Genomic DNA, 24,283 nt, shown 5'->3' with positions numbered 1-24,283 from the left:
GTCCGGGTGGTCCGGAAGGGTTGGTGCGAGGCGGAAGCGGAACGAGTGGCGCCGGTCCGCCTGCGGCGGGCTTCGTTGTCACCTTGCGGCGGGCCTTCCCGCTGTGTCTCGGCGTCAGGGTCCGGCCGCCGCGGCCCAGGGGCTCCTCGTACCCTCCGCCGCTACCCGTCCCTTGCCCGGGGACAGGCCGGGGCAGCTCGGGGACAGGCCGGGGACAGGCCGGGGACAGGCCGGGGACAGGCCGGGGACAGGCCGGGGACAGGCCGGGGACAGGCCGGGGACAGGCCGGGGACAGGCCGGGGGCAGCCCGGCGGCTCTACCCCCAGCCCCGCATCGGCCTGGACGGCCTCGCCCTCATTCGCCGGACGGCGGACGGCCGGACAGCCGGACGGGCTGAGAACGTCCGGCGACGCCGCTACATCAGCGGGGTCAGGAAGCGGCGGAGCGCCTCCTCGTAGGGATCGGGGGCGGCGTTCCACATGGCGGCGTGGTGGGCGTCCGGGACCGTGTGGAGGGTTACCAGGTCGGGGCGGTGCGCTGCGAGGCGGCGGGACGGGCCCCAGGGGGCGACCGTGTCCCCGGGGCCGTGGATGAGCAGGGTCGGCACCCGGGGTGTCTCCGCGTCGGCGATGTGCCGCAGGCCGTTGTGCAGCCCGGTCCGGCCCTGCGCGGCGCGGACGGCCAGCGGCATCAGGGCACCGGGCGTGCGCGGGCCGGCCAGCGCACGCACGGTGGCCTCCCAGTCGAGGACGGGCGAGTCGAGGATGAGGCCGCGGACCCGGTCGCGCAGGGCGGAGTGGGCGGCGGCGTGCAACGCCATGGTGGCGCCGGTGGACCAGCCGTAGAGGATCACGTGCTCGGCGCCGTAGCGGACGGCGAAGCGGATCGCGGCGTCCAGGTCGCGCCATTCGCTCTCGCCGAAATGACGGAGGCCGTCCGGGGTGCGCGGGGCGCCGAGGTCGCCGCGGTAGGCGAGGTCGAGCACCGGGAAGCGCTGGCGGTGCAGGAACTCCATGACGTTCAAGGGGTGTTCGCGGCTGGTGCCGAGGCCGTGCACGGTGAGCACCCAGGTCTCCCGGTCGCCGGGCACGAACCAGGCGGGCAGGGCGCCGAGTTCACCGGGGATGTCGACGTCGGCGTGGTCGAGGCCGAGGGCGTCGCGGGGGTTTCCGAGGTGCAGCTGGGGAGTGAACCAGACCTTGTCGCGGGGGCCCAGGGTGCCGTGGGTGACGCGTTCGAGGCGGCGTACGACGGTGTCTGCGGGGTGCGGAGCGGCGGTGAGGACCTCGCCGACCACGGCGTGGGTGCCGTTGCCCATGAGTCCGTGGACGCCGGGGCGCAGGGAGGCCAGGTCGCGGGTGAGTTCTATCCGGCCGGCGGCCGTGGAGTGCACGGTGAGGACGGGTTCGGTGGGCAGGGGTCGGCCCGGCTGGATCTTCAGCGCGGCGTCGCTCGCGTGACGGCCGACCGCCACCGCGACCATACCGGCACCTATCACGGCGGTGACGGCCGCTGCCGTCGCTCTGGCGGTGCGCACGTGTCCAGTCTCCTTGGCAAGGGATCGGGCGGCCAGCGGGGTGACGCTGTCGTGTGACGCCTTCCCGCGGCCGGGCAGGAGCTACCCCGGCTGTCCGTACCCGCGCAGGCGTTCCCTCACCTCCTCCACCTGCTCCGGCGTCAGCAGGGTCGGCTCGTGGCCGGGTACCGCCGAGGCCGTCAGCCATACCCTGCACATCCACTCCAGTTGGGCCGTGCGGTCGTACGCCTCGGCCAGGGTGCGGCCGTGGGCGATCGTGCCGTGGTTCTGGAGGAGACACGCTGTTCGGTTGTCCAGTGCGCGCAGCATGTTCTCGGCCAACTTCTCCGTGCCGTAGGTGGCGTAGGGGGCCACTCGGACGGTGCCGCCCAGGGCGGCCGTCATGTAGTGGATCAGCGGCAGCTCCGTCGCCAGTGTGGAGACGGCCGTGGCGTGAACCGCGTGGGTGTGGACCACGGCTCCGGCGTCGGTGGTGCGGTATATCGCCAGGTGCATCGGCAGCTCACTGGTCGGGCGGAGCGAGCCGAGGACCTGCCGTCCGTCGAGGTCGACGCCCACGGCGTCGTCGGGCGTGAGCCGGTCGTAGGGCACCCCGGTGGGGGTGACCAGCACGGTGTCCCCGACGCGCACCGACACATTGCCCGAGGTGCCGACGACCAGTCCGTCGGTCACCGTGCGGCACGCGGCCGCGACGAGGTCGTCCCATGCCCGCGCCCGCGCCTCGCGCACCGGCTCGTCCCACTCGTCCACCCGTTCGTCCGCCATACCGCGATCCTGCCACCGCCGCCGCGGGGTGGCGTGGTCGGCGAGCCTCACATTGGCCGGAGATGATCAGATTTTCTCTGATCTTCCCCTACGATCCTGGAGATTTGTCATGGACGTTGTCATTCGGGGGGAAACATGGTCCGTGATCGCAAACCGCCACGCAGTCGCGCCCGTCTGCTCGCGGTGTCCGTGGCGACACTGACCATCGGGGGAACGGCGCTCGCGGAGTTGCCGGGCTCGACGGCGGGCAAGCCCATGGGGCACGACGTCTCGTCGTACCAGAGGAACGTCGACTGGCAGGGCGCCAAGAAGAAGGGCGCCCGCTTCGTCTATGTGAAGGCGACCGAGTCGCACACCTATCGCAATCCGTACTTCGGCCGGCAGTACGAGGGGGCGCGGAACGCGGGTCTGCTGCGGGGGGCGTACCACTTCGCCCTGCCGAACCGCTCGTCGGGCACGGCGCAGGCGGCGCACTTCGTGGGCAACGGCGGTGGCTGGCGCGCGGACGACTGGACGCTGCCGCCCGCGCTCGACGTCGAGCACAACCCGTACGACAAAAAGAAGAAGTGCTACGGGCTGAGCAAGACCGAGATGGTCGGCTGGATCAAGGCGTTCAGCAACGAGGTGAACCGGCGGACCGGGCGCCGACCGGTGATCTACACGACCACCGGGTGGTGGAACGACTGCACCGGCGGGAGCAGGGCCTTCGGCGCGAACCATCCGCTGTGGCTCGCGCGCTACAACGCCTCGGCCGGGGCACTTCCGGCCGGCTGGACGTACTGGACGTTCTGGCAACACGACGACAGCGGCACTTTCCCGGGCGACCAGAACCTCTTCAACGGGTCCATGACCGGCCTCAGAAAATTCGCCAACGCCGAAGGGTAGACACGCGGCTCCCGCGGCTCCCACGGGGCGCTCAGGAAGGGGTGGCACGCGGCTCCCGCGAGGCGGGGCGGGGCGGGGCGCGCGGGAAAGCGGTGGCGCACGGCTCCCGCGAGGCGGGGCGGGCTTCCCGAAGGGGGCCGGGCGCGCACGAAGCGGTGGCGCACGGCTCCCGCGAGGCGGGTGGGGCCGCGGGAAAGCGGTGGCCCGCGATTCAAGCGAGGCGGGCGGGTCACGCACGACGCGGCGCGCGGCTCCCAGTACGGGCGGCTCCCGCAAGACGACCGGCCTCGCGCAGGGTGGCGCACGGCTCGCGGGGCGGGCCTGCCGCTCCCGCGGCTCGCATGGCGGGCGGCTCGTGTGGCGCGCGGCTCGCGTGGCGCGCGGCTCGCGTGGCGCGCGGCTTCGCGAAGTGGGCGGCGCAGGCACACGGGGCGACCGGGGCGCAGGCGCAGGCACGCGGGGCGACCGGGCCGCTGGCGCAGGATGGGCGAGGCGCCTCCCGTAAGGCTGGGCGGTTTCGCGAAGGATGGCGCGCAGCTCGCGGAGCGGGCGGCTCACACAAGGGCGGCGAGCCGCTCCGGGCGGTTCACTCGGGGCAGTGCCTCCCGCAGCGTCGGCGGAACGCTCCCGCGCAGGGCGGCGAGCCGCACCCACAGGGCTGGGCGGGCTTCCCGAAGGGGGCGGTTCACTCGGGGCAGTGCCTCCCGCAGCGTCGGCGGAACGCTCCCGCGCAGGGCGGCGAGCCGCTCCCACAAAGCGGGCGGGCCTCCCGAAGGGTGGGCGGCTCACGCGGGGCGGGGGGCTCTGGCGCAGGATGGGCGGGCGGGCTCCCATCGAAGCGGGGCGGCTTCGTGGAGGATGCACGCGGCTCGCGCGGGTAGGCGTCGCGGAGTGCGCCGCTCGTGCGCGGCTCACGCGGCGCAGGCGTGCTCCTCGTGCGCGGCTTGCACAGCGCAGGCGCCGGGGTCGTGCCGCGCAGGCGCCGGGGTCGTGCCGCGCAGGCGCCGGGGTCGTGCCGCGCAGGCGCGTGGTGCGAGCGCGCGGGGCGCGGTGTGCTGGCGGGTCGATTCGGCGTGTGAGCTGAGTGGCGCGCCCCGTCCCCCAGGGCCGGACGCCCAGGACCGGACGGCTGCCACCCGTCCGTATGCGATGGACCCAGTCCTTCCGCATCCGTTCGAGGGGGGCTGGAATCAATCGCTCCGCCACAAGCGGAAGGACGGCACTCCAATCAGGTCACTCCATCGCCTGCCTCAGTTCATCTACTGTTCATCCAGGTTGCCTACGGTCCACGTGCCACTGACGTCCAAAAGAAGCCTGGGTAAATGGAAAGCTTCTCGCTGATCCTCGCGATCGTGGTTGTGACAGCGCTCGCGTTCGATTTCACGAACGGTTTCCACGACACCGCCAACGCGATGGCCACCACCATCTCGACCGGCGCACTCAAGCCCAAGGTCGCGGTGGCCATGTCCGCCGTGCTCAACCTTGTCGGCGCCTTCCTCTCCATAGAGGTCGCCAACACGATCTCCAAGGGCCTGGTCGACGAATCCGGTATACAGCCGGAAGTGATCTTCGCCGCCCTCGTCGGCGCGATCCTCTGGAACCTCCTGACCTGGCTGGTCGGATTGCCATCCAGCTCCTCGCACGCCCTGATGGGCGGTCTGATCGGTGCCACCATCGCCTCGGCCGGCCTGGGCGCGGTCCACGGCGACGTGCTCGTCACCAAGGTGCTGATCCCCGCCGTCGCGGCCCCGCTGGTCGCGGGCATCGCTGCGATGATCGCCACGCGGCTGACGTACGCGCTCGGCCGGAACGCCGACGACAACACGACCTCCAAGGGCTACCGGGCCGGCCAGATCGCCTCGGCGGGCCTGGTGTCGCTGGCCCACGGCACGAACGACGCCCAGAAGACGATGGGCATCATCACCCTGGCCCTGGTCGCCGGCGGCTCGATCGCCCCCGACTCGGACCCGCCCACCTGGGTCATCCTCTCCGCCGGTGTCGCCATCGCGCTCGGTACCTACCTGGGCGGCTGGCGCATCATCCGCACCATGGGCAAGGGCCTGACCGACCTCCAGCCGCAGCAGGGCTTCGCCGCCCAGACCAGCGCGGCCACGGTCATCCTGGCCTCTTCGCACCTCGGCTTCTCCCTGTCCACCACGCACTCGGTTTCCGGTTCGGTGATGGGCGCCGGCCTGGGCCGCAAGCACGGTGTGGTCCGCTGGTCCACGGCGACCCGGATGTTCGTCGCCTGGGGCCTGACGCTCCCGGCCGCCGCCCTGGTGGGCGCGCTCGCGGAGTTCGTGACCTCCTTCGGGGCGTGGGGCACCGGCCTCGTCGCGGTCTTCCTGGTCGCCTCCAGCGCCGCGATCTGGGTCGTCTCCCGCCGCGAGGTGGTCGACCACACCAACGTCAACGACACCGAGGAGCCCGCCGGCGTGGTGACGACCGCCATCGCCGCCGTCACCCCGCCCCCGGTCGGCCACCCCGCGGAGGACCTAGCGGCCTCCGTCCCGGCCGGCCAGGAGACCCCGGCGAACTCCTCGTCCCCGTCGGCCGTGGCCTGAGCCTGAGCCTGAGTCCGAAGGAAGTAACACACCATGCACATCGACTGGGCAGCCCTCGGCTCCGTCTTCGGAGTCAGCCTCGTGGTCACGGTCGCCCTGGTGGCGCTGTTCACCCTGGGCATCGCGGGTCTTTCCAAGAAGGAGTCGGCCACGGGCGCCTCCGCGGCGCTCGCGGTAGCCGGCGCGTACGCGTGCTTCGCCGCCTGCGCGGCGGCGGTCGCGTACGGGATCTCGCTGATCGTCGCCTGACCGGCACCTGAGCCGCGCCGGCCGGCGCGGCACCTCTACCCGGGGGGGTGCGGGAGGTGTCACCCGTCCCGCACCCCACCTGTGTGTGGGCCTCAGCACACTCTCCCGTTGCAGGTCAAAGGCAAGTTGACGGGCCTTCTCGGGCCGTGGTGGACTGCCGGAGCCAATACGGCGACAGGAGAGGAAGCCGGTGAGAATCCGGCGCGGTCCCGCCACTGTGACCGGGGTGCGAACGTCCCCGGGAGTCAGGAACTCTCGTCGCCGGTCTCGTCGAACCAGGGCGTGGACACCCTGAGTGAGGACAAAACGCCATGCAGGGCTGCCGATTGAGGGTCCGCCACCGGACCACCCCGAGGACCATCCGCAGGGCCCTGACTGACCCCGCGATCGGCTGAGCGATGCGTGCCGATCGCGTCTTCGCGTACGGCGCCGCCGCCGGACTCGTCGGTGACCTGCTGCTCGGCGATCCCCGCCGGTGGCATCCGGTCGCCGGGTTCGGGCGTGCCGCGGGCGCCGTGGAGCGGGTGTTGTGGCGGGAACACCGGGGGTGGGGAGCGCTGCACACCGCCGCGTGCGCCGGTGGGGCCGTCTGTGCCGCCGCCGTCGCCGCCTCGGCCGTACGCCGCTCCGGAACCGCCTCCGTCGCGCTGACCGCCGCCGCCACCTGGGCCGTTGTCGGGGGCACCTCCCTCGGACGTGAGGCGCGGGCCGTCGGGCGCGCGCTGCGGGCCGGGGACATCGAGGGCGCCCGGGCGCGGTTGCCGCATCTGTGCGGGCGGGATCCGCAGGCGCTCGACGCCGACGGGATCGCCCGGGCCGTCGTCGAGTCCGTCGCCGAGAACACCTCCGACGCGGTGGTGGGTGCCCTCGTCTGGGGAGCGGTGGGCGGGGTGCCGGGCCTCGTCGGGTTCCGGGCGGTGAACACGCTCGACGCGATGGTGGGCCACAAGTCGCCGCGGTACCGGCGGTACGGGTGGGCGTCCGCCCGGCTGGACGACGTCGCGGGATGGCCGGGTGCCCGGCTCACCGCCGCGCTGGCCGCCGCGGCCGGGGACGATCCGCGCGGGGCGGTGCGCGCGTGGCGTGCGGACGCGGGCAAGCACCCCAGCCCCAACGCCGGTCCCGTGGAGGCCTCCTTCGCGGGAGCGCTCGGCGTACGGCTCGGGGGGACCCTCTCCTACGGCGGACGCGTCGAGCACCGGCCAGTGCTCAACGGCGACGGGCGGCCCGTGGTCGTGGACGACATCGAACGGGCGGTTCGGCTGTCGCACCGGGTGAGTTGGCTGGCCCTCGCGGTGTGTGTCGCAGGACGGTTCGTCACCCAACGCAGGAGGACCTCGTGAGCGGTGGACTGCTGGTCGCCGGAACCACCTCCGACGCCGGGAAGAGCGTCGTCACCGCCGGGATCTGCCGTTGGCTGGTGCGGCAGGGGGTGAAGGTCGCGCCCTTCAAGGCGCAGAACATGTCGTTGAACTCGTTCGTGACACGTGAGGGCGCGGAGATCGGCCGGGCGCAGGCGATGCAGGCCCAGGCGTGCCGCATCGAGCCCACCGCCCGGATGAACCCCGTACTGCTCAAGCCGGGCAGCGACCGCAGCAGCCAGGTCGTGCTCATGGGCAAGCCCGTGGGCGAGCTGTCGGCCCGCGGCTACCACGGCGGGCGCCAGGAGGCGCTGCTGGGGACGGTGTTGGAGTGCCTCGCCGAGTTGCGGGGCACGTATGACGCGGTGATCTGCGAAGGGGCCGGCTCTCCCGCCGAGATCAATCTGCGGCGGACCGACATCGTGAACATGGGCATCGCCCGGAACGCCGGACTTCCGGTGCTGGTCGTGGGTGACATCGACCGCGGTGGTGTCTTCGCCTCGTTCTTCGGGACCGTCGCCCTGCTGTCCCGGGAGGACCAGGCCCTCGTCGCCGGGTTCCTCGTCAACAAGTTCCGGGGGGACGTCTCACTGCTGGAGCCGGGCCTCGACATGCTGCGGGGGCTCACCGGGCGCCGCACGTACGGGGTTCTGCCGTTCCGGCGCGGGCTCGGCATCGACGAGGAGGACGGGATGGCGGTCTCGCTGCGCGGGGCCGTGCGGGAGTCCGAGGTGTCCGCGCCCGTCGGCGAGGACGTCCTGCGCGTCGCCGTCTGCGCGATCCCGCTCATGTCCAACTTCACCGACGTGGACGCTCTCGCCGCCGAACCCGGCGTCGTCGTGCGGTTCGTGGACCGCGCGGAGGAACTGAGCGACGCGGACCTGGTCGTCGTCCCGGGGACCCGGGGGACGGTCAGGGCCCTCGAGTGGCTGCGTGAGCGCGGACTCGCCGACGCGCTCGTCCGAAGAGCCGCGGAGGGCCGCCCGACGCTCGGCATCTGCGGCGGTTTCCAGATCTTCGGCGAGCACATCGAGGACGACGTGGAGAGCCGCGAAGGGCACGTCGACGGACTCGGACTGCTCCCGGTGCGGGTGCGGTTCGCCCGGGAGAAGACACTGACCAGGCCCGTCGGGGAGGCCCTCGGCGAGTACGTCGAGGGGTACGAGATCCACCACGGGGTCGCCGAGGTGACCGGCGGGGAGGCCTTCATCCGCGATGACGACGGACACAGCCTGGACGGCTGCCGGGTCGGGGCCGTCTGGGGCACGCACTGGCATGGCTCGCTGGAGTCGGACGGTTTCCGGCGGGCCTTCCTGCGCGAGGTGGCCGCCGCCGCGGGCCGCCGCTTCGTACCGGCCGCCGGCACGTCGTTCGCCGCGCTGCGCGAGGCGCAGCTGGACCGGCTCGGCGATCTGATCGAGGAACACGCGGACACGGACGCGCTGTGGCGGCTCATCGAGTCCGGCGCGCCGCAAGGACTGCCCTTCATTCCACCGGGAGCACCCGCATGAGCACAGTGTTGTTGTTGTCGACCGCCGACACCGATCTGCTGGCGGCCCGTGCCTCCGGCGCCCCCTACCGGATCGGCAACCCGACCCGGGTGGACGTCACGGAGGAGCTGCCGGGTCTTGTCGAGGGCGCCGACATCGCTGTCGTACGGCTGCTCGGCGGCAAGCGCGCCTGGGAGGACGGACTCGCCGCGCTGAAGGCGGCCGGCATCCCGACCGTGCTGCTCGGCGGGGAGGCCGTGCCGGACGCGGAGTTGATGGCCGAGTCGTCCGTCCCCGCGGGTGTGGTGGCGGAGGCGCTGCGCTACCTCGTCGAGGGCGGGCCCGCCAACCTCACCGAGCTGGCGCGCTTCCTCTCCGACACCGTGCTGCTGACCGGCGAGGGGTTCGTCGAACCGCAGAAGATGCCGGAGTACGGGGTCCATGGCGAGCGTGCCGTCGTGGCGGGCCGTCCGACTGTGGGCGTGCTCTTCTACCGGGCCCATGAACTCAGCGGCAACACCGGGTTCGTGGACACCCTCTGCGACGCGATCGAGGCCCACGGCGCCAACGCCCTTCCCGTCTACTGCGGTTCGTTGCGCGGGGCCGACGCCGGGCTGTACGAGCTGCTCGGCGGGGCCGACGCGCTGGTGGCCACCGTGCTCGCGGCCGGCGGTACGCACGCCTCGCAGGCGTCCGCGGGCGGCGACGAGGAGGCCTGGGACATCGGCGCGCTCGCCGAACTCGACGTCCCCGTGCTGCAGGGCCTATGCCTGACCTCCTCCCGTGCCGCGTGGGACGAGTCGGACGCCGCCCTCTCCCCCATGGACGCGGCGATGCAGGTCGCGATCCCCGAGTTCGACGGACGGCTGATCACCGTGCCGTTCTCGTTCAAGGAGCAGGTCGACGAAGACGGCGCCGACGTGCCGGTGTACGTCGCCGACCCCGGGCGGGCCGCGCGGGTCGCCGGGATCGCGGTGCGGCACGCCCGGCTGAGGCACAAGCCGAACGCGGAGAAGAAGCTCGCGCTCGTCTTCACCGCGTACCCGACCAAGCACTCACGGGTCGGCAACGCGGTCGGGCTGGACACGCCCGCGTCGGCGGTCCGGGTGCTCGACGCGCTCCGGGACGCCGGGTACGCGCTCACCGAATACCCCGCGGGCGGCGACGAGTTGATCCACCGGCTCATCGAGGCGGGTGGTCACGACGTGGAGTGGCTGACCGAGGAACAACTGTCCGCGGCACCCGCGCGGGTGCCGCTCGCCGACTACCGGGCGTGGTTCGACAAGCTCGACCCAAAGCTGCGGGACGGGATGCTCGAGGCTTGGGGCGAGCCGCCGGGGTCCTTGTACGTCGACGGGGACGACATCGTGCTCGCGTCGCTGCAGTTCGGGAACGTCGTCGTGATGATCCAGCCGCCGCGCGGCTTCGGGGAGAACCCGATCGCGATCTACCACGACCCCGACATGCCGCCCTCGCACCACTACATGGCCGCGTACAGGTGGCTGGAGGACAGTTTCGGCGCCGACGCGATCGTGCACATGGGCAAGCACGGCACGATGGAGTGGCTGCCCGGCAAGGGCCTCGGGCTGAGCGGCGGTTGTGCCCCGGACGCGGTCCTCGGTGACCTGCCGCTGATCTACCCGTTCATCGTCAACGACCCCGGCGAGGGCACCCAGGCCAAGCGCCGCGGCCACGCCACCGTCGTGGACCACCTCGTACCGCCGATGGCCCGCGCCGACACCTACGGCGACCTGGCCAAGCTGGAGCAGCTCCTCGACGAGTACGCGCTCGTCTCCGACCTGGACCCGGCGAAGGCGCCGGCCGTACGGGCGCAGATCTGGACGCTGGTGAAGGCGGCCGAGCTCCACCACGACCTGCACGTCGACGAGCAGCCGGGCGACGACGACTTCGACGAGTTCGTCATGCACATCGACGGCTATCTGTGCGAGATCAAGGACGTGCAGATCCGGGACGGTCTGCACATCCTCGGCGGCGGACCGGTCGGTGGGCCGCGGGTCAATCTGGTGCTGGCCGTGCTGCGCGCCTCTCAGGTGTGGGGCGGGCAGGCCAATGCGCTGCCGGGGCTCAGGGCCTCGCTCGCGGAGCACTTCGGGCTGGTGGAGAAGGAGTTGCTGGCCGAGCCCGGGGCGGGTGTGAAGGTGCCGGCCGAGCTGACCGATCTGGTTCAGGGGCCGTCGCGTACGGCCGCCGACGCGATCGATCTGCTGGAGCAGCTGTGCCGGCGGGTCGCGGAGGGCATGGAGGAGCGCGGGTGGGACGCGGCGGCCGTGCCGTCCCTCGTGCGGGACGTGCTCGGCATCGAACTCCCCGAGGCGGTCGCCGTGTTGGAGTTCGCCTGCCGTGAGGTGGTGCCGCGGCTCGCGCGGACCACGGACGAGATCGGGCACATCCTCAAGGCCCTCGACGGCGGTTACGTTCCGGCGGGTCCGTCGGGTTCGCCGACGCGTGGCCTGGTGAACGTGCTGCCGACCGGCCGGAACTTCTACTCGGTCGACCCCAAGGCGATTCCGTCCCGGCTGAGTTGGGAGGTCGGGCAGTCGCTGGCCGACTCGCTCGTGGCGCGCTATCTGAGCGACACCGGTGAGTACCCGAAGTCCGTCGGGCTCACGGTGTGGGGCACGTCGGCGATGCGCACCCAGGGCGACGACATCGCGGAGATCCTGGCGCTGCTGGGCTGCCGTCCGGTGTGGGACGACGCGTCGCGGCGGGTGACCGGGTTCGAGGTGGTGCCGCTCGCCGAACTCGGCCGGCCCCGCATCGACGTCACCGTCCGCATCTCCGGCTTCTTCCGGGACGCGTTCCCGCACGTGGTCGGGCTGATCGACGACGCGGTGCGCGCGGTCGCGGAACTTGATGAGCCTGCCGAGTCCAACTACGTCCGGGCGCACGCCGACGCGGACACCGCGGAGCACGGTGACCGGCGGCGTGCCACGGCCCGTATCTTCGGCTCCAAGCCGGGCGCGTACGGGGCCGGTCTGCTCCCGCTGATCGACGCCCGGAACTGGCGCTCGGACGCCGACCTCGCCGAGGTGTACGCGGTGTGGGGCGGCTACGCCTACGGGCGCGGGCTCGACGGGCGCGCGGCCCGGGGCGACATGGAGACGGCGTTCCGGCGGATCGCGGTGGCGGCGAAGAACGTCGACACGCGCGAGCACGATCTCGTCGACGCGGACGACTACTTCCAGTACCACGGCGGGATGGTCGCCATGGTGCGGCATCTGACGGGGGCCTCCCCCGAGGCGTACGTGGGGGATTCGGCGACACCGGACCAGGTGCGGACGCGGACGCTGGGCGAGGAGACCCACCGAGTGTTCCGCGCCCGGGTGGTCAACCCGCGCTGGATGGCGGCGATGCGGCGGCACGGCTACAAGGGCGCCTTCGAGATGGCGGCGACCGTCGACTACCTCTTCGGGTACGACGCCACCGCGGGTGTGGTCGACGACTGGATGTACGAGAAGCTCAGCGCCGAGTACGTCTTCGACGCGGAGAACCGGGACTTCATGAAGAAGTCCAACCCGTGGGCGTTGCGCGGCATCACGGAACGGTTGCTGGAAGCGGCCGACCGGGGGCTGTGGGCGGAGCCGGACGCCGACACGCTGGAACGGCTGCGCGCCACCTACCTGGAGCTCGAGGGAGACCTGGAAGGCAACTCGGAGGGCGACGACCAGTGACTGTTCCGTTTCCGTTCACGGCCGTCGTCGGACAGGACGACCTGCGGCTCGCGCTGCTGCTGAACGCGGTGTCACCGGCGGTCGGCGGTGTGCTGGTCCGCGGTGAGAAGGGCACCGCCAAGTCCACGGCGGTGCGGGCCCTTTCGGCGCTGCTGCCCGAGGTGGACGTCGTCCCGGGGTGCCGTTTCTCCTGTGATCCGGGCGCGCCCGACCCCGCGTGCCCGGACGGGCCGCACGAGACCGGGGCGGGTGTTCGCCGGGCCTCGCGGATGGTCGAACTGCCCGTCGGGGCCTCCGAGGACCGGCTCGTCGGCGCGCTCGACATCGAGCGGGCGCTGGCCGAGGGCGTGAAGGCGTTCGAGCCCGGACTGCTCGCCGACGCACACCGCGGCATCCTCTACGTCGACGAGGTCAACCTCCTCCACGACCATCTCGTCGACCTCCTCCTCGACGCCGCCGCGATGGGCGCGTCGTACGTGGAGCGCGAGGGTGTCTCCGTACGGCATGCCGCGCGTTTCCTGCTGGTGGGGACGATGAACCCGGAAGAGGGCGAGCTGCGCCCGCAGTTGCTGGACAGGTTCGGGCTGACCGTGGAGGTCGCGGCCTCGCGGGAGCCCGAGCAGCGGGTGGAGGTCGTGCGGCGGCGGCTCGCCTACGACGACGACCCGGAGGGTTTCGCCGCGCGCTGGGCCGACGAGGAGGCCGCCGTGCGGGCGCGGATCGTGGCGGCGCGCGACCTGCTGCCCTCCGTGCGGCTGGGCGACGGCGCGCTGCGGCAGATCGCCGCCACGTGCGCCGCTTTCGAGGTGGACGGTATGCGGGCCGACATCGTGATGGCGCGGACCGCCACCGCGCTGGCGGCGTGGGCCGGGCGGACCGATGTGCTCGCCGAGGACGTGCGGCAGGCCGCGCTGCTCGCCCTCCCCCACCGGCGGCGGCGCAATCCGTTCGACGCGCCCGGGCTCGACGAGGACAAGCTCGACGAGACGCTGGAGGAGTTCGGGGGCTCAGAGGACGACGATCCGGACCCCGACCCCGGTCCTGACGGGCCCGGTGGGGGTGGTGGGCAGCCGGACCCGGACGACGGACCGCGGGGCGACGACTCCGCCGCGCGTCCCGAGGCCGGCGAGGACGGGGAACCGCAGCCGTCCGGAGCGGGCGGCGGTGAGCAGTCGCCGGCCCGGGCCTCGGAACCGTTCCGTACGAAGGTGCTGACCGTGCCGGGCCTCGGCGAGGGCGCGGCCGGGCGGCGGTCCCGGGCGCGGACGCAGCACGGGCGGACCACGGGCGCGCGGCGTCCGCAGGGTGCGCTGACGAAACTGCATCTGGCGGCGACCGTGCAGGCCGCGGCGCCGCATCAGCGGGCCCGGGGCCGGTCCGGGCCGGGGCTCGTGGTACGGCGTGACGATCTGCGGCAGGCCACCCGCGAGGGCCGCGAGGGCAATCTCGTGCTGTTCGTCGTGGACGCCTCCGGGTCGATGGCGGCCCGGCAGCGGATGGGCGCGGTGAAGGGTGCCGTGCTGTCGCTGCTGCTCGACGCCTACCAGCGGCGGGACAAGGTGGGGTTGGTGACCTTCCGGGGGTCGGCGGGCGAGGTAGCGCTGCCGCCCACCTCGTCCGTGGACGCGGCCGCGGCCCGGCTGGAGTCGCTGCCGACGGGCGGTCGGACTCCGCTCGCGGCCGGGCTGCTGAAGGCTCATGACGTGCTGCGGGTGGAGCGGCTGCGCGATCCCGCGCGGCGGGCGCTCGTGGTGGTCGTGACCGACGGGCGGGCCACCGGAGGCCCCCAGCCGGTCGAACTCGCCGGGCGGGCCGCGCGGTTGTTCGCCGCGGAGGGCATCGCGTCGGTGGTCGTCGACTGTGAGTCGGGGCCCGTACGGCTGGGTCTCGCCGGGCAACTCGCGGGTGAACTCGGCGGTACGGCCGTGACCTTGGACGAGCTGCGGGCCGAGTCGATCGCCGGGCTGGTCAAGGACATGCAGGGCAACAGCAGGAGGGCCGCGTAATGCCGCAGGGACAGCCGAGTGTCGTGCCGGACGACGGACTGACGACTCGTCAGCGCCGCAACCGGCCGCTGGTCGTCGTGCACACCGGGGTCGGCAAGGGCAAGTCCACCGCCGCGTTCGGGCTCGCCCTGCGCGCCTGGAACCAGGGGTGGCCGGTCGGGGTTTTCCAGTTCGTAAAGTCGGCCAAGTGGAAGGTCGGCGAGGAGCGGGCGCTGCGGGTGCTGGGTGACAGCGGGGAGGGCGGGTCCGTCGCCTGGCACAAGATGGGCGAGGGGTGGTCCTGGGTGCAGCGTGACCTGCAGGGCGACAACGCAACCAACGAGGAGAAGGCCCGCGAGGGGTGGGAGCAGGTCAAGCGGGACCTGGCCGCCGAGACCTACCGGCTGTACGTCCTCGACGAGTTCGCGTACCCGATGCACTGGGGGTGGGTCGACACCGACGAGGTGATCTCCGTGCTGCGGGACCGGCCGGGGACCCAGCATGTGGTGATCACCGGGCGGAACGCTCCGGAGAAGCTGGTCGGCTTCGCGGACCTCGTGACCGACATGTCCAAGGTGAAGCATCCGATGGACGTCGGGCAGAAGGGGCAGAGGGGCATCGAGTGGTGATGTCGTCCGTCCCTCGGCTGGTCGTCGCCGCGCCCTCCTCGGGCAGCGGCAAGACCACCGTTGCCACGGGGTTGATGGCCGCGTTCGCCGCGCGGGGGCTCGCCGTGTCCCCGCACAAGGTCGGGCCGGACTACATCGACCCCGGGTACCACGCGCTCGCCTGCGGGCGGGTGGGGCGGAACCTCGACGCCTACCTGTGCGGCGCGGAGTTGGTCGCACCGTTGTTCGCGCACGGGGCGCGGGGGTGTGATCTGGCCGTCGTCGAAGGGGTGATGGGGCTCTACGACGGGGCGGCCGGCGAGGGTGAGCTGGCTTCCACGGCGCAGGTGGCGAAGCTGCTCGGGGCGCCGGTGGTGCTGGTCGTGGACGCGTCGTCGCAGTCGCGGTCGGTGGCGGCGCTCGTGCACGGGTTCGCCTCCTGGGATCCCGGGGTGCGGGTGGGGGGCGTGATCCTGAACAAGGTTGCCTCGGACCGGCATGAGGGGTTGTTGCGGGAGGCGCTGGACGCTGCCGGGGTGCCTGTGCTGGGCGCGTTGCGGCGGGCCGACCAGGTGGGGACCCCCTCACGTCACCTGGGATTGGTGCCGGTCGCCGAGCGTCGGGCCGAGGCGGTGGAGGCCGTGACGGCCATGGGGGCGCGGGTGCGCGAAGGGTGTGATCTGGATGGTTTGTTCGCGCTGGCGTGCAGTGCCGGTTCGTTGTCGGGTGCGGCCTGGGATCCGGTTGACGCCCTGCGCGTTCCGTCCCCTCCGTCCCTTCCCGTTGCCGACCCGGGGGGCTCCGCCCCCGGTTCCCCGTCCCCGTCCGCAGGGCCTCCTGCTCGGACGCCGGACGGGCTGAGTCGTGCTCATGCGCGCTCGAAGGTCACCGTCGCTCTCGCCGGCGGCCCCGCCTTCACCTTCTCCTACGCCGAGCAGGCCGAACTCCTCGGTGCCGCCGGTGCCGACGTCGTGCCGTTCGATCCGCTGCGTGACGAGCAGCTGCCCGACGGGACCGCCGGGCTCGTGATCGGCGGCGGTTTCCCCGAGGTCTACGCGCCCGAACTCTCCGCGAACGAGCCGCTCCGCAAGGCCGTTGCGGCGCTCGCGCAGAGCGGTGCGCCAGTCGCCGCCGAGTGTGCGGGGCTGCTGTACCTGTCCCGCGCGCTCGACGGGCAGCCCATGTGTGGTGTCATCGACGCCGAGGCGCGGATGGGTGAGCGGCTCACGCTCGGCTACCGGGACGCGGTGGCCGTGAGTGACAGTGTGCTGGTCGCCGCCGGGTCCCGGACGCGCGGGCACGAGTTCCACCGGACCGTCGTGGAGCCGGGCGCCGGGGCCGCCCCGGCGTGGGGGTTCCGGGGGACTGAACGGCGTGTGGAGGGTTTCGTACAAGACGGTGTGCACGCGAGCTATCTGCACACCCACTGGGCGTCCGCGCCCGCTGTGGCCCGTCGGTTCGTGGAGAGGTGCCGGACGTCATGAGCAGCACACTGATCGGGGTCGGGGTCGGGCCGGGGGATCCCGAGCTGGTGACCGTCAAGGGCGTGGGCGCGTTGCGGGCCGCCGATGTCGTCGTCGTGCCCGTCATGGACACGGGAGAGCGCGGGCGGGCCGAGGCGACCGTGCTGCACTACGTGCCCGGGGACAAGGTGGAGCGGGTCGTCTTCGCGCTGAACGAGCGGACCGACCGAGGGCGCAGGGAGGCCGCCTGGGACGCGGCCGGGAAGCGTGTGGCGGAACTGCTGCGGCGGCACGGGTCGGTGGCCTTCGCGACCATCGGCGATCCCAACGTGTACTCCACGTTCACCTATCTCGCGCAGACCGTCGAGGAGTTGGTGCCGGGCACGGTGATCGAGACCGTCCCGGGCATCACGGCCATGCAGGACCTCGCCGCGCGTTCCGGCGCCGTGCTGACCGAGGGGACGGAGCCGCTGACCCTGGTTCCCGTCACCGCGGGGGCCGCCGTGCTCAAGGAGGCGCTCCAGGGGCCGGGGACGGTCGTGGCGTACAAGTTCGGGCGGCTCGCCCAGGAGGTCGCGGCGGCCCTGCGGGAGACGGGGCGGGTGGAGGACGCCGTGTGGGGGTCCGCGCTGGGGCTGCCGGAGGAGTCGATCCGTCCGGCCGCGGATCTGGAGGAGGGCGGTCCGCTGCCCTATCTGTCGACCCTCATCGCGCCCGCCCGGCGCGACGGCGGACGCGGCGGGAAACTGTGAACCCGCGGGACGCCGGGAGATTCGCGGGGTCAGCCCGCGATGCCCACCACCAGCCAGATGAAGGCCGCCCCGGCGACCGTGCACAGCAGGGTCGAGCGCGCGGGGTGGGCGTGGTGCGCCTCGGGGAGGATCTCCGCGGCGGCGAGATACAGCAGTGCTCCGCCGAAGAAACCGAGATAGCCGCCGAGCAGGGGCTCGGGGATGGTGAACAGGAGTGTGGAGGCCGCGCCCACGATGGGGGCGGCGGCGTCCGCGAAGAGCATGACGAGGGCCTTGCGGCGGGCGTTCCCGTACGCGCGGGTGAGCGTGTAGGTGTTGAAGCCGTCCGCGAAGTCGTGGGCGACGACCGCCAGTGCCACCGCCACGCCCATGCCACCGCCCACCTGGAAGGCCGCGCCGATCGCCACACCGTCCATCGCGCTGTGCCCCACCATCGCGGCGGCCGCCGTCAGGCCGACCTCGGGTGTGCGACCGTCCGTCTCCTCGGCGCCGTGCGCGGCCTGCCGGGCCGCCAGCAGGCGTTCCACCAGATGGGCCAGCAGGAAACCGGCGACGAACAGCAGCAGCGCGGCCGGTACTCCGAACACCTCGTGCCCGGCCGCCTCCAGCGCCTCCGGCAGCAGATCCAGGCCGACCACGCCCAGCATCAGCCCGCCCGCCAGGCCCAGTACCAGGTGGCGGCGGTCGGTGACGCGTTGCGCCGTCCATCCGCCGGCCAACGTCATCAGGAACGCGCCGAGCGCGACGAACACCGCCATGGGTCCTTGCTATCCGATCGGCGCCGGTCCACGCACATCGGCCGTGCCGTCCCGTCACCTAAGTTCCGTCCCTGAAGTTCCTACCGGAGAGGACCCTCCCATGGCCGACACCACCGCCGGCAAGGTGACCTTCGTCGGTGCCGGCCCCGGCGCCGCCGATCTGCTGACGTTCCGCGCCGCGCGGGCGATCGCCGAGGCCGACGTCGTGATCTGGGCGGCCAGCCTGGTGCAGGAGGAGGTCCTTCGGCACGCCCGCGCGGACGCGGAGATCCTGGACTCGGCGGCCATGTCCCTGGAGGACGTCGTCGCCGTCTACGAACGGGCCCGGGACAGCGGTCTCAAGGTCGCCCGTATCCACTCCGGCGACCCCGCCCTGTGGGGTGGTACCCAGGAGCAGCTCGACCGCTGTGCCGGAATCGGGATCGACACCGAGGTCGTGCCGGGGGTGTCGTCGTTCTCCGCCGTCGCGGCCCTCGCGGGGCGCGAGCTGACGATCCCGGAGGTCGCTCAGTCGGTGATCCTGACCCGGCTCGGCGGCGGGAAGACGCCGATGCCGCCGGGCGAGGAGGTGCGGGAGTTCGCCCGGCACGGGACGACGATGGCGGTGTTCCTGTCGGCGGCGCGCAGCGGTCAGCTGGTACGGGAGTTGCTGGAGGGCGGCTATCCGACGTCCACGCCGGTCGTGGTGGCGTACCAGGCGACCTGGCCGGAGGAGCTGATCGTGCGGTGCACGATCGGCACGCTGGAGGAGACGGTCAAGGAACACAAGCTGTGGAAGCACACGCTGTTCCTGGTCGGCCCGGCGCTCGACGCGCACGGCACCCGCTCGCACCTGTACCACCCGGGCCACTTCCACGGCTACCGCAAGGCCGATCCGCAGGCGCGGGCCGAGTTGCGGGCGGCGCGCAAGGGCGGTCCGTCGTGATCACCGTCGTCGGTACGGGGACGGGGGCGCCGCTCTCCCCCGACGCCCGGATCGCGCTCGGCCGGGCGGGACTCGTGGTGGGTGCGCGGCGGCACATCGCGGCGGCCCGGCTGCCGGACGCCATCGAGCGGATCGTGCTGGGCCCGCTGGCGCCCGCGCTGGACGCCGTCGAGGCGTACCTGGAGAAGGACGACAAACAGCAGCGCGGGGTCGTGGTGCTGGCCTCGGGGGATCCCGGGTTCTTCGGGATCGTACGGGCGCTGGCCGAGCGGTTCGGGCCCGAGCGGCTGGATGTTCGGCCGGCGGTGTCGTCGGTGGCCGCCGCGTTCGCGCGGGTGGGGCTGCCGTGGGACGACGCGGTGGTGGTGAGCGCGCACGGACGTGATCTGCGGGCGGCGGTGAACGTGTGCCGGGCGCACCCGAAGGTGGCCGTGCTGACCGGACCCGGGGCCGGGCCCGCCGAGTTGGGGTCCGCGCTCTCCGCCGGCCGGGCCGACCGGGTCCTCGTGGTGGCCACCGCTCTGGGCTACCCGGGACACGAGCGGATCGTGCGGTGCACGCCCTCCGAGGCCGCGGCCCGCGACTGGGGGCGGGCGGTGAACGTGGTGCTGTGTCTGGCCGAGGGGCGGGCCCTCACGCCGGTGCGGACCGTCGCCGGGGTGGTGGCTCCGCCTGCCCTTTGGGCGCTGGACGAGGACGAGTTCGAGCACCGCGACTCGATGATCACCAAGTTCGAGGTGCGGGCGCTGGCACTGGCCCGGCTGGGGCCGCGGCTCGGTGAGCATGTGTGGGACATAGGGGCCGGGTCGGGGTCGCTGTCCGTGGAGTGCGCGCGGTTCGGGGCCGCGGTGACCGCCGTGGAGAAGACCCGGGACGGTGTGGAGCGGGTGCGGGCCAACGCGGCGGCGCACGGTGTGGACGTTCGGGTCGTGCACGGGGCGGCGCCGACGGTGCTGTCCGATCTCGACGACCCCGACGCCGTGTTCGTGGGCGGTGGGGGCCGTGAGCTGCCCGCCATCGTCACGGCGTGCGCGCGGCGCGCCCGCAGGGCCGTGGTGGTGGCCGTGGCCGCGCTGGACCGGGTGCCGGCGGCGCGGGAGGCACTCGTGGGCGCCGGGTTCGACTGCGGCGGGGTACTGCTGCAGTCGTCGCGGCTCGCGCCGCTGCCGGGGGACGTGACCCGGCTCGCGGCGGCCAATCCCGTTTTCCTGCTGTGGGGCGTCCGGCCCGCGGCGCGTAGTGAAGGAGTTGACCGGTGATCGGGCTCATTTCCGCCACGGCGGCGGGAGCGGCCGCGCGGGACCGGCTGGCCGCGGCATGGCCGGACCGTACGCGGGTGTACGACGGGCCCGTGGCGGACGCCGTGCGGGCCGCGTTCGCCGAGTGCGAGCAGCTCGTGTGCTTCCTGGCGACGGGCGCGGTCGTCCGGCTGATCGCCCCGCTGCTGGGTGACAAGGTGTCCGACCCGGGTGTGGTGTGTGTCGACGAGGGCGGCCGGTTCGCCGTGTCGCTGGTCGGCGGGCATGCGGGCGGCGCCAATGAACTCGCCGGAGAGGTGGCGGGGTTGCTGGGTGCGCGGCCGGTGGTGACGACCGCGACCGACTCCGTCGGGCTGCCCGGCCTGGACACGCTCGGGTTCCCGGTGGAGGGGGACGTCGCCGCGGTGTCGCGTGCGCTGCTGGACGGCGAACCCGTCGCTCTGGAGGCGGAGTTGCCCTGGCCGCTGCCGCCGCTGCCGGTCGCGGACCAGGGGTCGTACACGATCCGTTCGACCGATCGCGCGGTCGAGCCGGCCGGACACGAGGTGCTGCTGCGCCCGCCGTCCCTGGTGGTCGGGGTGGGCGCCTCCAGGGGCGCTCCGGCGGACGAGGTGCACGACCTGGTGACGGGCGCGCTGCGGGAGGCCGGGCTGTCGGTGAAGTCCCTCGCGGAGCTCGCCACGGTGGACGCGAAAGCCGAGGAGCCCGGGATCCTTCAGGCGGCCCGGCGGCTGGGCGTGCCCGTGGTCACTTACTCCGCCGAGGAGTTGGCGCGGGTGGATGTGCCCAACCCGTCCGGCGCGCCGCTGGCCGCTGTCGGCACGCCCTCGGTGGCCGAGGCCGCCGCGCTCGTGCGGGGCGGTGAACTCCTGGTCCCCAAGCGGAAGTCGGAGCGCGCCGACGGCCGGCCGGCGATGGCGACCTGTGCCGTCGTACGGCGCCCGGGGCGTGGGCGGCTCGCGGTCGTCGGGCTCGGACCCGGGGCGCGCGACCTGCTCACGCCGCGCGCCCGCGAGGAGCTCAGGCGGGCGTCCGTACTGGTCGGGCTCGACCAGTACGTCGACCAGATCCGCGATCTGCTGCGGCCCGGCACCCGGGTGCTGGAGTCGGGGCTCGGGGCCGAGGAGGAGCGGGCGCGCACCGCGGTCGCCGAGGCCCGGCGCGGTCAGGCCGTCGCGCTCATCGGCAGCGGCGACGCGGGCGTGTACGCGATGGCGTCGCCCGCGCTCGCCGAGGCGTCCGACGACATCGACGTGGTGGGCGTGCCCGGGGTGACCGCGGCCCTCGCGGCCGGGGCGATCCTGGGTGCGCCGCTCGGCCACGACCACGTGTCGATCAGCCTGTCCGATCTGCACACACCGTGGGAGGTCATCGAGCGCCGCGTCCGGGCCGCCGCCGAGGCCGATCTCGTGGTGACCTTCTACAACCCCCGCAGCCGGGGCCGTGACTGGCAGTTGCCGAAGGCGCTGGCGATCCTCGCCGGGCACCGGGAGCCGTCCACACCCGTCGGGGTCGTGCGCAACGCCTCCCGGGCCGACGAGTCCAGCCGGCTCACCACCCTGTCAGCGCTCGATCCGGCCATCGTGGACATGATGACCGTGGTGACCGTGGGGAACACGGCGACCCGTGAGATCGCGGGCCGCATGGTGACGCCGCGCGGCTACCGGTGGCAGGGGGAGTCGTGAGCGGTTCCGTAGGTCTTGCCCGTCCTCGAGACCGGGACGGGCGCCCCGGAGGCGAACCGAGCCCACAAGAAAAGGGAGACATTGTGACCACCCCGCCCCCCGCCCTGCTCATCGCCGGACACGGCACCCGGGACGACGCGGGTGCCGAGGCGTTCCGTTCGTTCGTAAGGGAGTTGGGGCGCCGTCATCCCGAACTGCCCGTCGCGGGCGGCTTCATCGAATTGTCGCCGCCCCCGCTCGGTGACGCCGTGACCGAGCTGGTGGAACGCGGGGTACGCCGCTTCGCCGCCGTCCCGCTGATGCTGGTGTCCGCCGGGCACGCCAAGGGGGACATCCCCGCGGCGCTGGCCCGGGAGAAGGAGCGGCACCCCGGGATCTCGTACACGTACGGGCGCCCGCTCGGTCCGCATCCGGCGCTGCTGTCGGTGCTGGAGCGCAGGCTGGAGGAGGCACTCGGCGCGACGGCGACGCGTACGCCCGGCGACCGGGCCGAGGTGACGGTGCTGCTGGTCGGGCGGGGTTCGACGGATCCCGACGCCAACGCCGAGGTGTACAAGGCGGCACGGCTGCTGTGGGAGGGGCGCGGTTACGCGGGCGTGGAGACGGCGTTCGTGTCGCTGGCCGCGCCCGACGTGCCCGCCGGGCTCGAGCGGTGTGCCCGGCTGGGCGCGCGGCGGATCGTGGTGCTGCCCTACTTCCTCTTCACGGGTGTGCTGCCGGACCGGGTGCGGATGCAGACCGAGGGCTGGGCGGCCGCCCACCCCGAACTCGACGTCCGTTCCGCCGACGTCATCGGCCCGGAGCCCGAACTGCTCGACCTGGTCATGGAGCGCTACCGGGAAGCCCTGGCCGGCGATCTGCGGATGAACTGCGACTCGTGCGTCTACCGCATCGCGCTGCCGGGGTTCGAGGAGAAGGTGGGGCTGCCGCAGCAGCCGCACTTCCACCCGGACGACGACGGCCATCACCATCATGGTCACGGCCCGCACGATCACGGTCCGCACGGGCACGCCCACTCCCACTCCCATGCGCACTGAGGAGGAGGGCGCCGCTCGCGACGCCCACGACCTGCGGCACCACGGGGACGCCGAGGTGCGCGACGACGGCGCCCGGCTGGTCGACCTGGCCGTGAACGTGCGCGCGGACACGCCCCCGGCGTGGTTGCGGGAGCGGATCGCCGCGTCGCTCGGCGGACTCGCGGCGTACCCCGACGGGCGGACCGCGCGGGCGGCGGTGGCGGCGCGGCACGGGCTGCCGGCCGATCGCGTGCTGCTCACGGCCGGTGCCGCGGAGGCGTTCGTGCTGCTCGCGCGGGCCCTGAAGGTGCGGCGGCCGGTGGTGGTGCACCCGCAGTTCACCGAGCCGGAGGCGGCGCTCAGGGATGCCGGGCACGATGTCGGGCGGGTGCTGCTGAGGGAGGAGAACGGCTTCCGGTTGTCGGACGGGGTCGTGCCCGAGGACGCCGACCTGGTGGTGATCGGCAACCCGACGAATCCCACGTCTGTGCTGCACCCGGCGGCGGCGATAGCCGGGCTCGCCCGTCCCGGGCGGACGCTGGTGGTGGACGAGGCGTTCATGGACGCGGTGCCGGGTGAGCGGGAGGCGCTGGCCGGGCGGCAGGACGTTCCCGGCCTGGTGGTCCTGCGCAGTCTCACCAAGACGTGGGGGCTGGCGGGGCTGCGGATCGGCTATGTGCTGGCGGCGCCGGACACGATCGCGGAGCTGGAGCGCGCGCAGCCGTTGTGGCCGGTGTCGACGCCGGCGCTGGCGGCGGCGGAGGCATGTGTGACTCCGGACGCGGTGGCGGAGGCGGAGGAGGCGGCGCGCCGGATCGCCGCGGACCGCGCCCATCTGGTCGCGGGGCTAAGGGAGTTCGCCGCGGACGGGCTACGGGTGGCCGAGCCCGCGGAGGGGTCCTTCGTGCTGGTCCGCCTGCCGGGGGCGGACGCGGTACGGGGGCATCTGCGCCGTCTCGGGTTCGCGGTGCGGCGGGGGGACACGTTTCCCGGGCTCGGACCCGAGTGGCTCCGGCTGGCCGTACGGGACCGTGCGACCGTGAACGCCTTCCTCCAGGCGCTGGACAAGGCGTTGGCGTTGGCGGGGCGTTGAAGGTGGGCGGGGGCCGCTCGACGGCTGTCCCACGCCCCTGACGGGCACGCCACCGCGTCCGCCCGGCTCGGCCGGCCCAGCCCGGCCGACCCAACAAACCGGCGTCCCAGCCCGGTTACCCAGCCCGCCGACCCAGCTCGGCTGACCCAACCCGGCCGGCGTCCGGCTAACCGACCACCCCAACCCGGCCGGCGTC

At 73.3% G+C, this 24,283-nt stretch carries 19 protein-coding genes and 1 riboswitch; of the genes, 15 read left to right on the top strand and 4 right to left on the bottom strand.

The annotated features are described in order from the left end of the window. Window positions 1-415: 415 nt before the first annotated feature. Both EF387_RS19850 and EF387_RS19845 read right to left on the bottom strand, forming a co-directional pair. The gene (locus tag EF387_RS19850) at window positions 416-1,537 is read right to left on the bottom strand and encodes an alpha/beta hydrolase (protein ID WP_128377917.1); all 1,122 of its coding nucleotides are present in this window, start codon (window positions 1,535-1,537) and stop codon (window positions 416-418) included. A gap of 81 nt (window positions 1,538-1,618) precedes the next feature. Then, a complete protein-coding gene (locus EF387_RS19845) occupies window positions 1,619-2,302 on the bottom strand; it encodes a class II aldolase/adducin family protein (RefSeq protein WP_128377916.1) in 684 nt (227 codons plus the stop codon). 135 nt (window positions 2,303-2,437) lie between these two features. Here EF387_RS19845 and EF387_RS19840 point away from each other — a divergent pair, with 135 nt between their 5' ends. Then, complete coding sequence (locus tag EF387_RS19840) at window positions 2,438-3,187, top strand: lysozyme (protein WP_128377915.1); 750 nt, start codon at window positions 2,438-2,440, stop codon at window positions 3,185-3,187. Between the two features lie 554 nt (window positions 3,188-3,741). On the opposite strand, the gene EF387_RS49445 is transcribed toward EF387_RS19840, so the two are convergent. Next, the gene (locus EF387_RS49445) at window positions 3,742-3,876 is read right to left on the bottom strand and encodes a hypothetical protein (RefSeq protein WP_274388948.1); all 135 of its coding nucleotides are present in this window, start codon (window positions 3,874-3,876) and stop codon (window positions 3,742-3,744) included. 633 nt (window positions 3,877-4,509) lie between these two features. Between EF387_RS49445 and EF387_RS19835 the strand changes: the two genes are divergently transcribed. From EF387_RS19835 to cobI, 9 genes are all read left to right on the top strand, one after another. Further along, window positions 4,510-5,751, top strand: a complete 1,242-nt coding sequence (locus EF387_RS19835; RefSeq protein WP_128377914.1) for an inorganic phosphate transporter — start codon at window positions 4,510-4,512, stop codon at window positions 5,749-5,751. A gap of 33 nt (window positions 5,752-5,784) precedes the next feature. Next, a complete protein-coding gene (locus tag EF387_RS19830; RefSeq protein WP_128377913.1) occupies window positions 5,785-6,000 on the top strand; it encodes a hypothetical protein in 216 nt (71 codons plus the stop codon). 133 nt (window positions 6,001-6,133) lie between these two features. Next, window positions 6,134-6,274: riboswitch (cobalamin riboswitch) on the top strand. 124 nt (window positions 6,275-6,398) lie between these two features. Then, window positions 6,399-7,343 carry a cobalamin biosynthesis protein gene (locus tag EF387_RS19825; RefSeq protein WP_128377912.1) on the top strand — a complete coding sequence of 315 codons (945 nt, stop codon included), beginning with the start codon at window positions 6,399-6,401 and terminating at the stop codon, window positions 7,341-7,343. Next, window positions 7,340-8,872 (top strand): cobyric acid synthase, encoded by a 1,533-nt coding sequence (locus tag EF387_RS19820; protein WP_128377911.1) that lies wholly within the window; start codon window positions 7,340-7,342, stop codon window positions 8,870-8,872. Before EF387_RS19825 ends, EF387_RS19820 begins: the two co-directional genes overlap by 4 nt. Continuing rightward, window positions 8,869-12,543 carry a cobaltochelatase subunit CobN gene (cobN, locus tag EF387_RS19815; RefSeq protein ID WP_128377910.1) on the top strand — a complete coding sequence of 1,225 codons (3,675 nt, stop codon included), beginning with the start codon at window positions 8,869-8,871 and terminating at the stop codon, window positions 12,541-12,543. The genes EF387_RS19820 and cobN overlap by 4 nt, the downstream gene beginning before the upstream one ends. Beyond that, window positions 12,540-14,549 carry a putative cobaltochelatase gene (locus EF387_RS19810; RefSeq protein WP_128377909.1) on the top strand — a complete coding sequence of 670 codons (2,010 nt, stop codon included), beginning with the start codon at window positions 12,540-12,542 and terminating at the stop codon, window positions 14,547-14,549. The genes cobN and EF387_RS19810 overlap by 4 nt, the downstream gene beginning before the upstream one ends. After that, on the top strand, window positions 14,549-15,157 hold the full coding sequence (cobO, locus tag EF387_RS19805) for a cob(I)yrinic acid a,c-diamide adenosyltransferase (protein WP_128377908.1): 609 nt from the start codon (window positions 14,549-14,551) through the stop codon (window positions 15,155-15,157). The genes EF387_RS19810 and cobO overlap by 1 nt, the downstream gene beginning before the upstream one ends. Beyond that, window positions 15,157-16,620 carry a cobyrinic acid a,c-diamide synthase CobB gene (locus EF387_RS19800; protein WP_128377907.1) on the top strand — a complete coding sequence of 488 codons (1,464 nt, stop codon included), beginning with the start codon at window positions 15,157-15,159 and terminating at the stop codon, window positions 16,618-16,620. Before cobO ends, EF387_RS19800 begins: the two co-directional genes overlap by 1 nt. Further along, window positions 16,617-17,351, top strand: coding sequence for a precorrin-2 C(20)-methyltransferase (cobI, locus tag EF387_RS19795; protein WP_128377906.1), 735 nt, complete (start codon window positions 16,617-16,619; stop codon window positions 17,349-17,351). The genes EF387_RS19800 and cobI overlap by 4 nt, the downstream gene beginning before the upstream one ends. 29 nt (window positions 17,352-17,380) lie before the next feature. Here cobI and EF387_RS19790 read toward each other — a convergent pair whose 3' ends face one another. Then, window positions 17,381-18,109, bottom strand: coding sequence for a ZIP family metal transporter (locus EF387_RS19790; RefSeq protein ID WP_128377905.1), 729 nt, complete (start codon window positions 18,107-18,109; stop codon window positions 17,381-17,383). A 100-nt stretch (window positions 18,110-18,209) separates the two neighbouring features. On the opposite strand from EF387_RS19790, the gene cobM reads away from it, so the two are divergent. The 5 genes from cobM to cobC all read left to right on the top strand — a co-directional run bounded on the left by cobM (window position 18,210) and on the right by cobC (window position 24,087). Then, window positions 18,210-19,034 carry a precorrin-4 C(11)-methyltransferase gene (gene cobM, locus EF387_RS19785; RefSeq protein WP_128377904.1) on the top strand — a complete coding sequence of 275 codons (825 nt, stop codon included), beginning with the start codon at window positions 18,210-18,212 and terminating at the stop codon, window positions 19,032-19,034. Then, on the top strand, window positions 19,031-20,293 hold the full coding sequence (gene cbiE, locus EF387_RS19780) for a precorrin-6y C5,15-methyltransferase (decarboxylating) subunit CbiE (protein ID WP_128377903.1): 1,263 nt from the start codon (window positions 19,031-19,033) through the stop codon (window positions 20,291-20,293). The genes cobM and cbiE overlap by 4 nt, the downstream gene beginning before the upstream one ends. Next, window positions 20,290-21,978 carry a precorrin-3B C(17)-methyltransferase gene (gene cobJ / locus EF387_RS19775; protein WP_128377902.1) on the top strand — a complete coding sequence of 563 codons (1,689 nt, stop codon included), beginning with the start codon at window positions 20,290-20,292 and terminating at the stop codon, window positions 21,976-21,978. The genes cbiE and cobJ overlap by 4 nt, the downstream gene beginning before the upstream one ends. Before the next feature lie 83 nt (window positions 21,979-22,061). After that, window positions 22,062-23,015, top strand: a complete 954-nt coding sequence (locus tag EF387_RS19770) for a sirohydrochlorin chelatase (protein ID WP_128377901.1) — start codon at window positions 22,062-22,064, stop codon at window positions 23,013-23,015. Next, a complete protein-coding gene (gene cobC, locus EF387_RS19765) occupies window positions 23,005-24,087 on the top strand; it encodes an Rv2231c family histidinol phosphate aminotransferase CobC (RefSeq protein ID WP_238431596.1) in 1,083 nt (360 codons plus the stop codon). Before EF387_RS19770 ends, cobC begins: the two co-directional genes overlap by 11 nt. The last annotated feature ends 196 nt before the right edge of the window (window positions 24,088-24,283 follow it).

It is taken from the genome of Streptomyces cavernae, assembly GCF_004023625.1.
Classification (GTDB): Bacteria; Actinomycetota; Actinomycetes; order Streptomycetales; family Streptomycetaceae; genus Streptomyces; species Streptomyces cavernae.
The sequence above is the reverse complement of the archived record's forward strand: the minus strand, read 5'-3'. Positions and strand labels throughout refer to the sequence as shown.

Excerpts from the sequence above, each read along its gene's own strand:
- EF387_RS19845 (WP_128377916.1), bottom strand. The coding sequence starts at position 2,302 with ATGGCGGACGAACGGGTGGACGAGTGGGACGAGCCGGTGCGCGAGGCG.
- EF387_RS19840 (WP_128377915.1), top strand. The coding sequence starts at position 2,438 with ATGGTCCGTGATCGCAAACCGCCACGCAGTCGCGCCCGTCTGCTCGCG.
- EF387_RS19835 (WP_128377914.1), top strand. The coding sequence starts at position 4,510 with ATGGAAAGCTTCTCGCTGATCCTCGCGATCGTGGTTGTGACAGCGCTC.
- EF387_RS19830 (WP_128377913.1), top strand. The coding sequence starts at position 5,785 with ATGCACATCGACTGGGCAGCCCTCGGCTCCGTCTTCGGAGTCAGCCTC.
- EF387_RS19825 (WP_128377912.1), top strand. The coding sequence starts at position 6,399 with ATGCGTGCCGATCGCGTCTTCGCGTACGGCGCCGCCGCCGGACTCGTC.
- cobN (WP_128377910.1), top strand. The coding sequence starts at position 8,869 with ATGAGCACAGTGTTGTTGTTGTCGACCGCCGACACCGATCTGCTGGCG.
- cobO (WP_128377908.1), top strand. The coding sequence starts at position 14,549 with ATGCCGCAGGGACAGCCGAGTGTCGTGCCGGACGACGGACTGACGACT.
- EF387_RS19800 (WP_128377907.1), top strand. The coding sequence starts at position 15,157 with ATGTCGTCCGTCCCTCGGCTGGTCGTCGCCGCGCCCTCCTCGGGCAGC.
- cobI (WP_128377906.1), top strand. The coding sequence starts at position 16,617 with ATGAGCAGCACACTGATCGGGGTCGGGGTCGGGCCGGGGGATCCCGAG.
- EF387_RS19790 (WP_128377905.1), bottom strand. The coding sequence starts at position 18,109 with ATGGCGGTGTTCGTCGCGCTCGGCGCGTTCCTGATGACGTTGGCCGGC.
- cobM (WP_128377904.1), top strand. The coding sequence starts at position 18,210 with ATGGCCGACACCACCGCCGGCAAGGTGACCTTCGTCGGTGCCGGCCCC.
- cobC (WP_238431596.1), top strand. The coding sequence starts at position 23,005 with ATGCGCACTGAGGAGGAGGGCGCCGCTCGCGACGCCCACGACCTGCGG.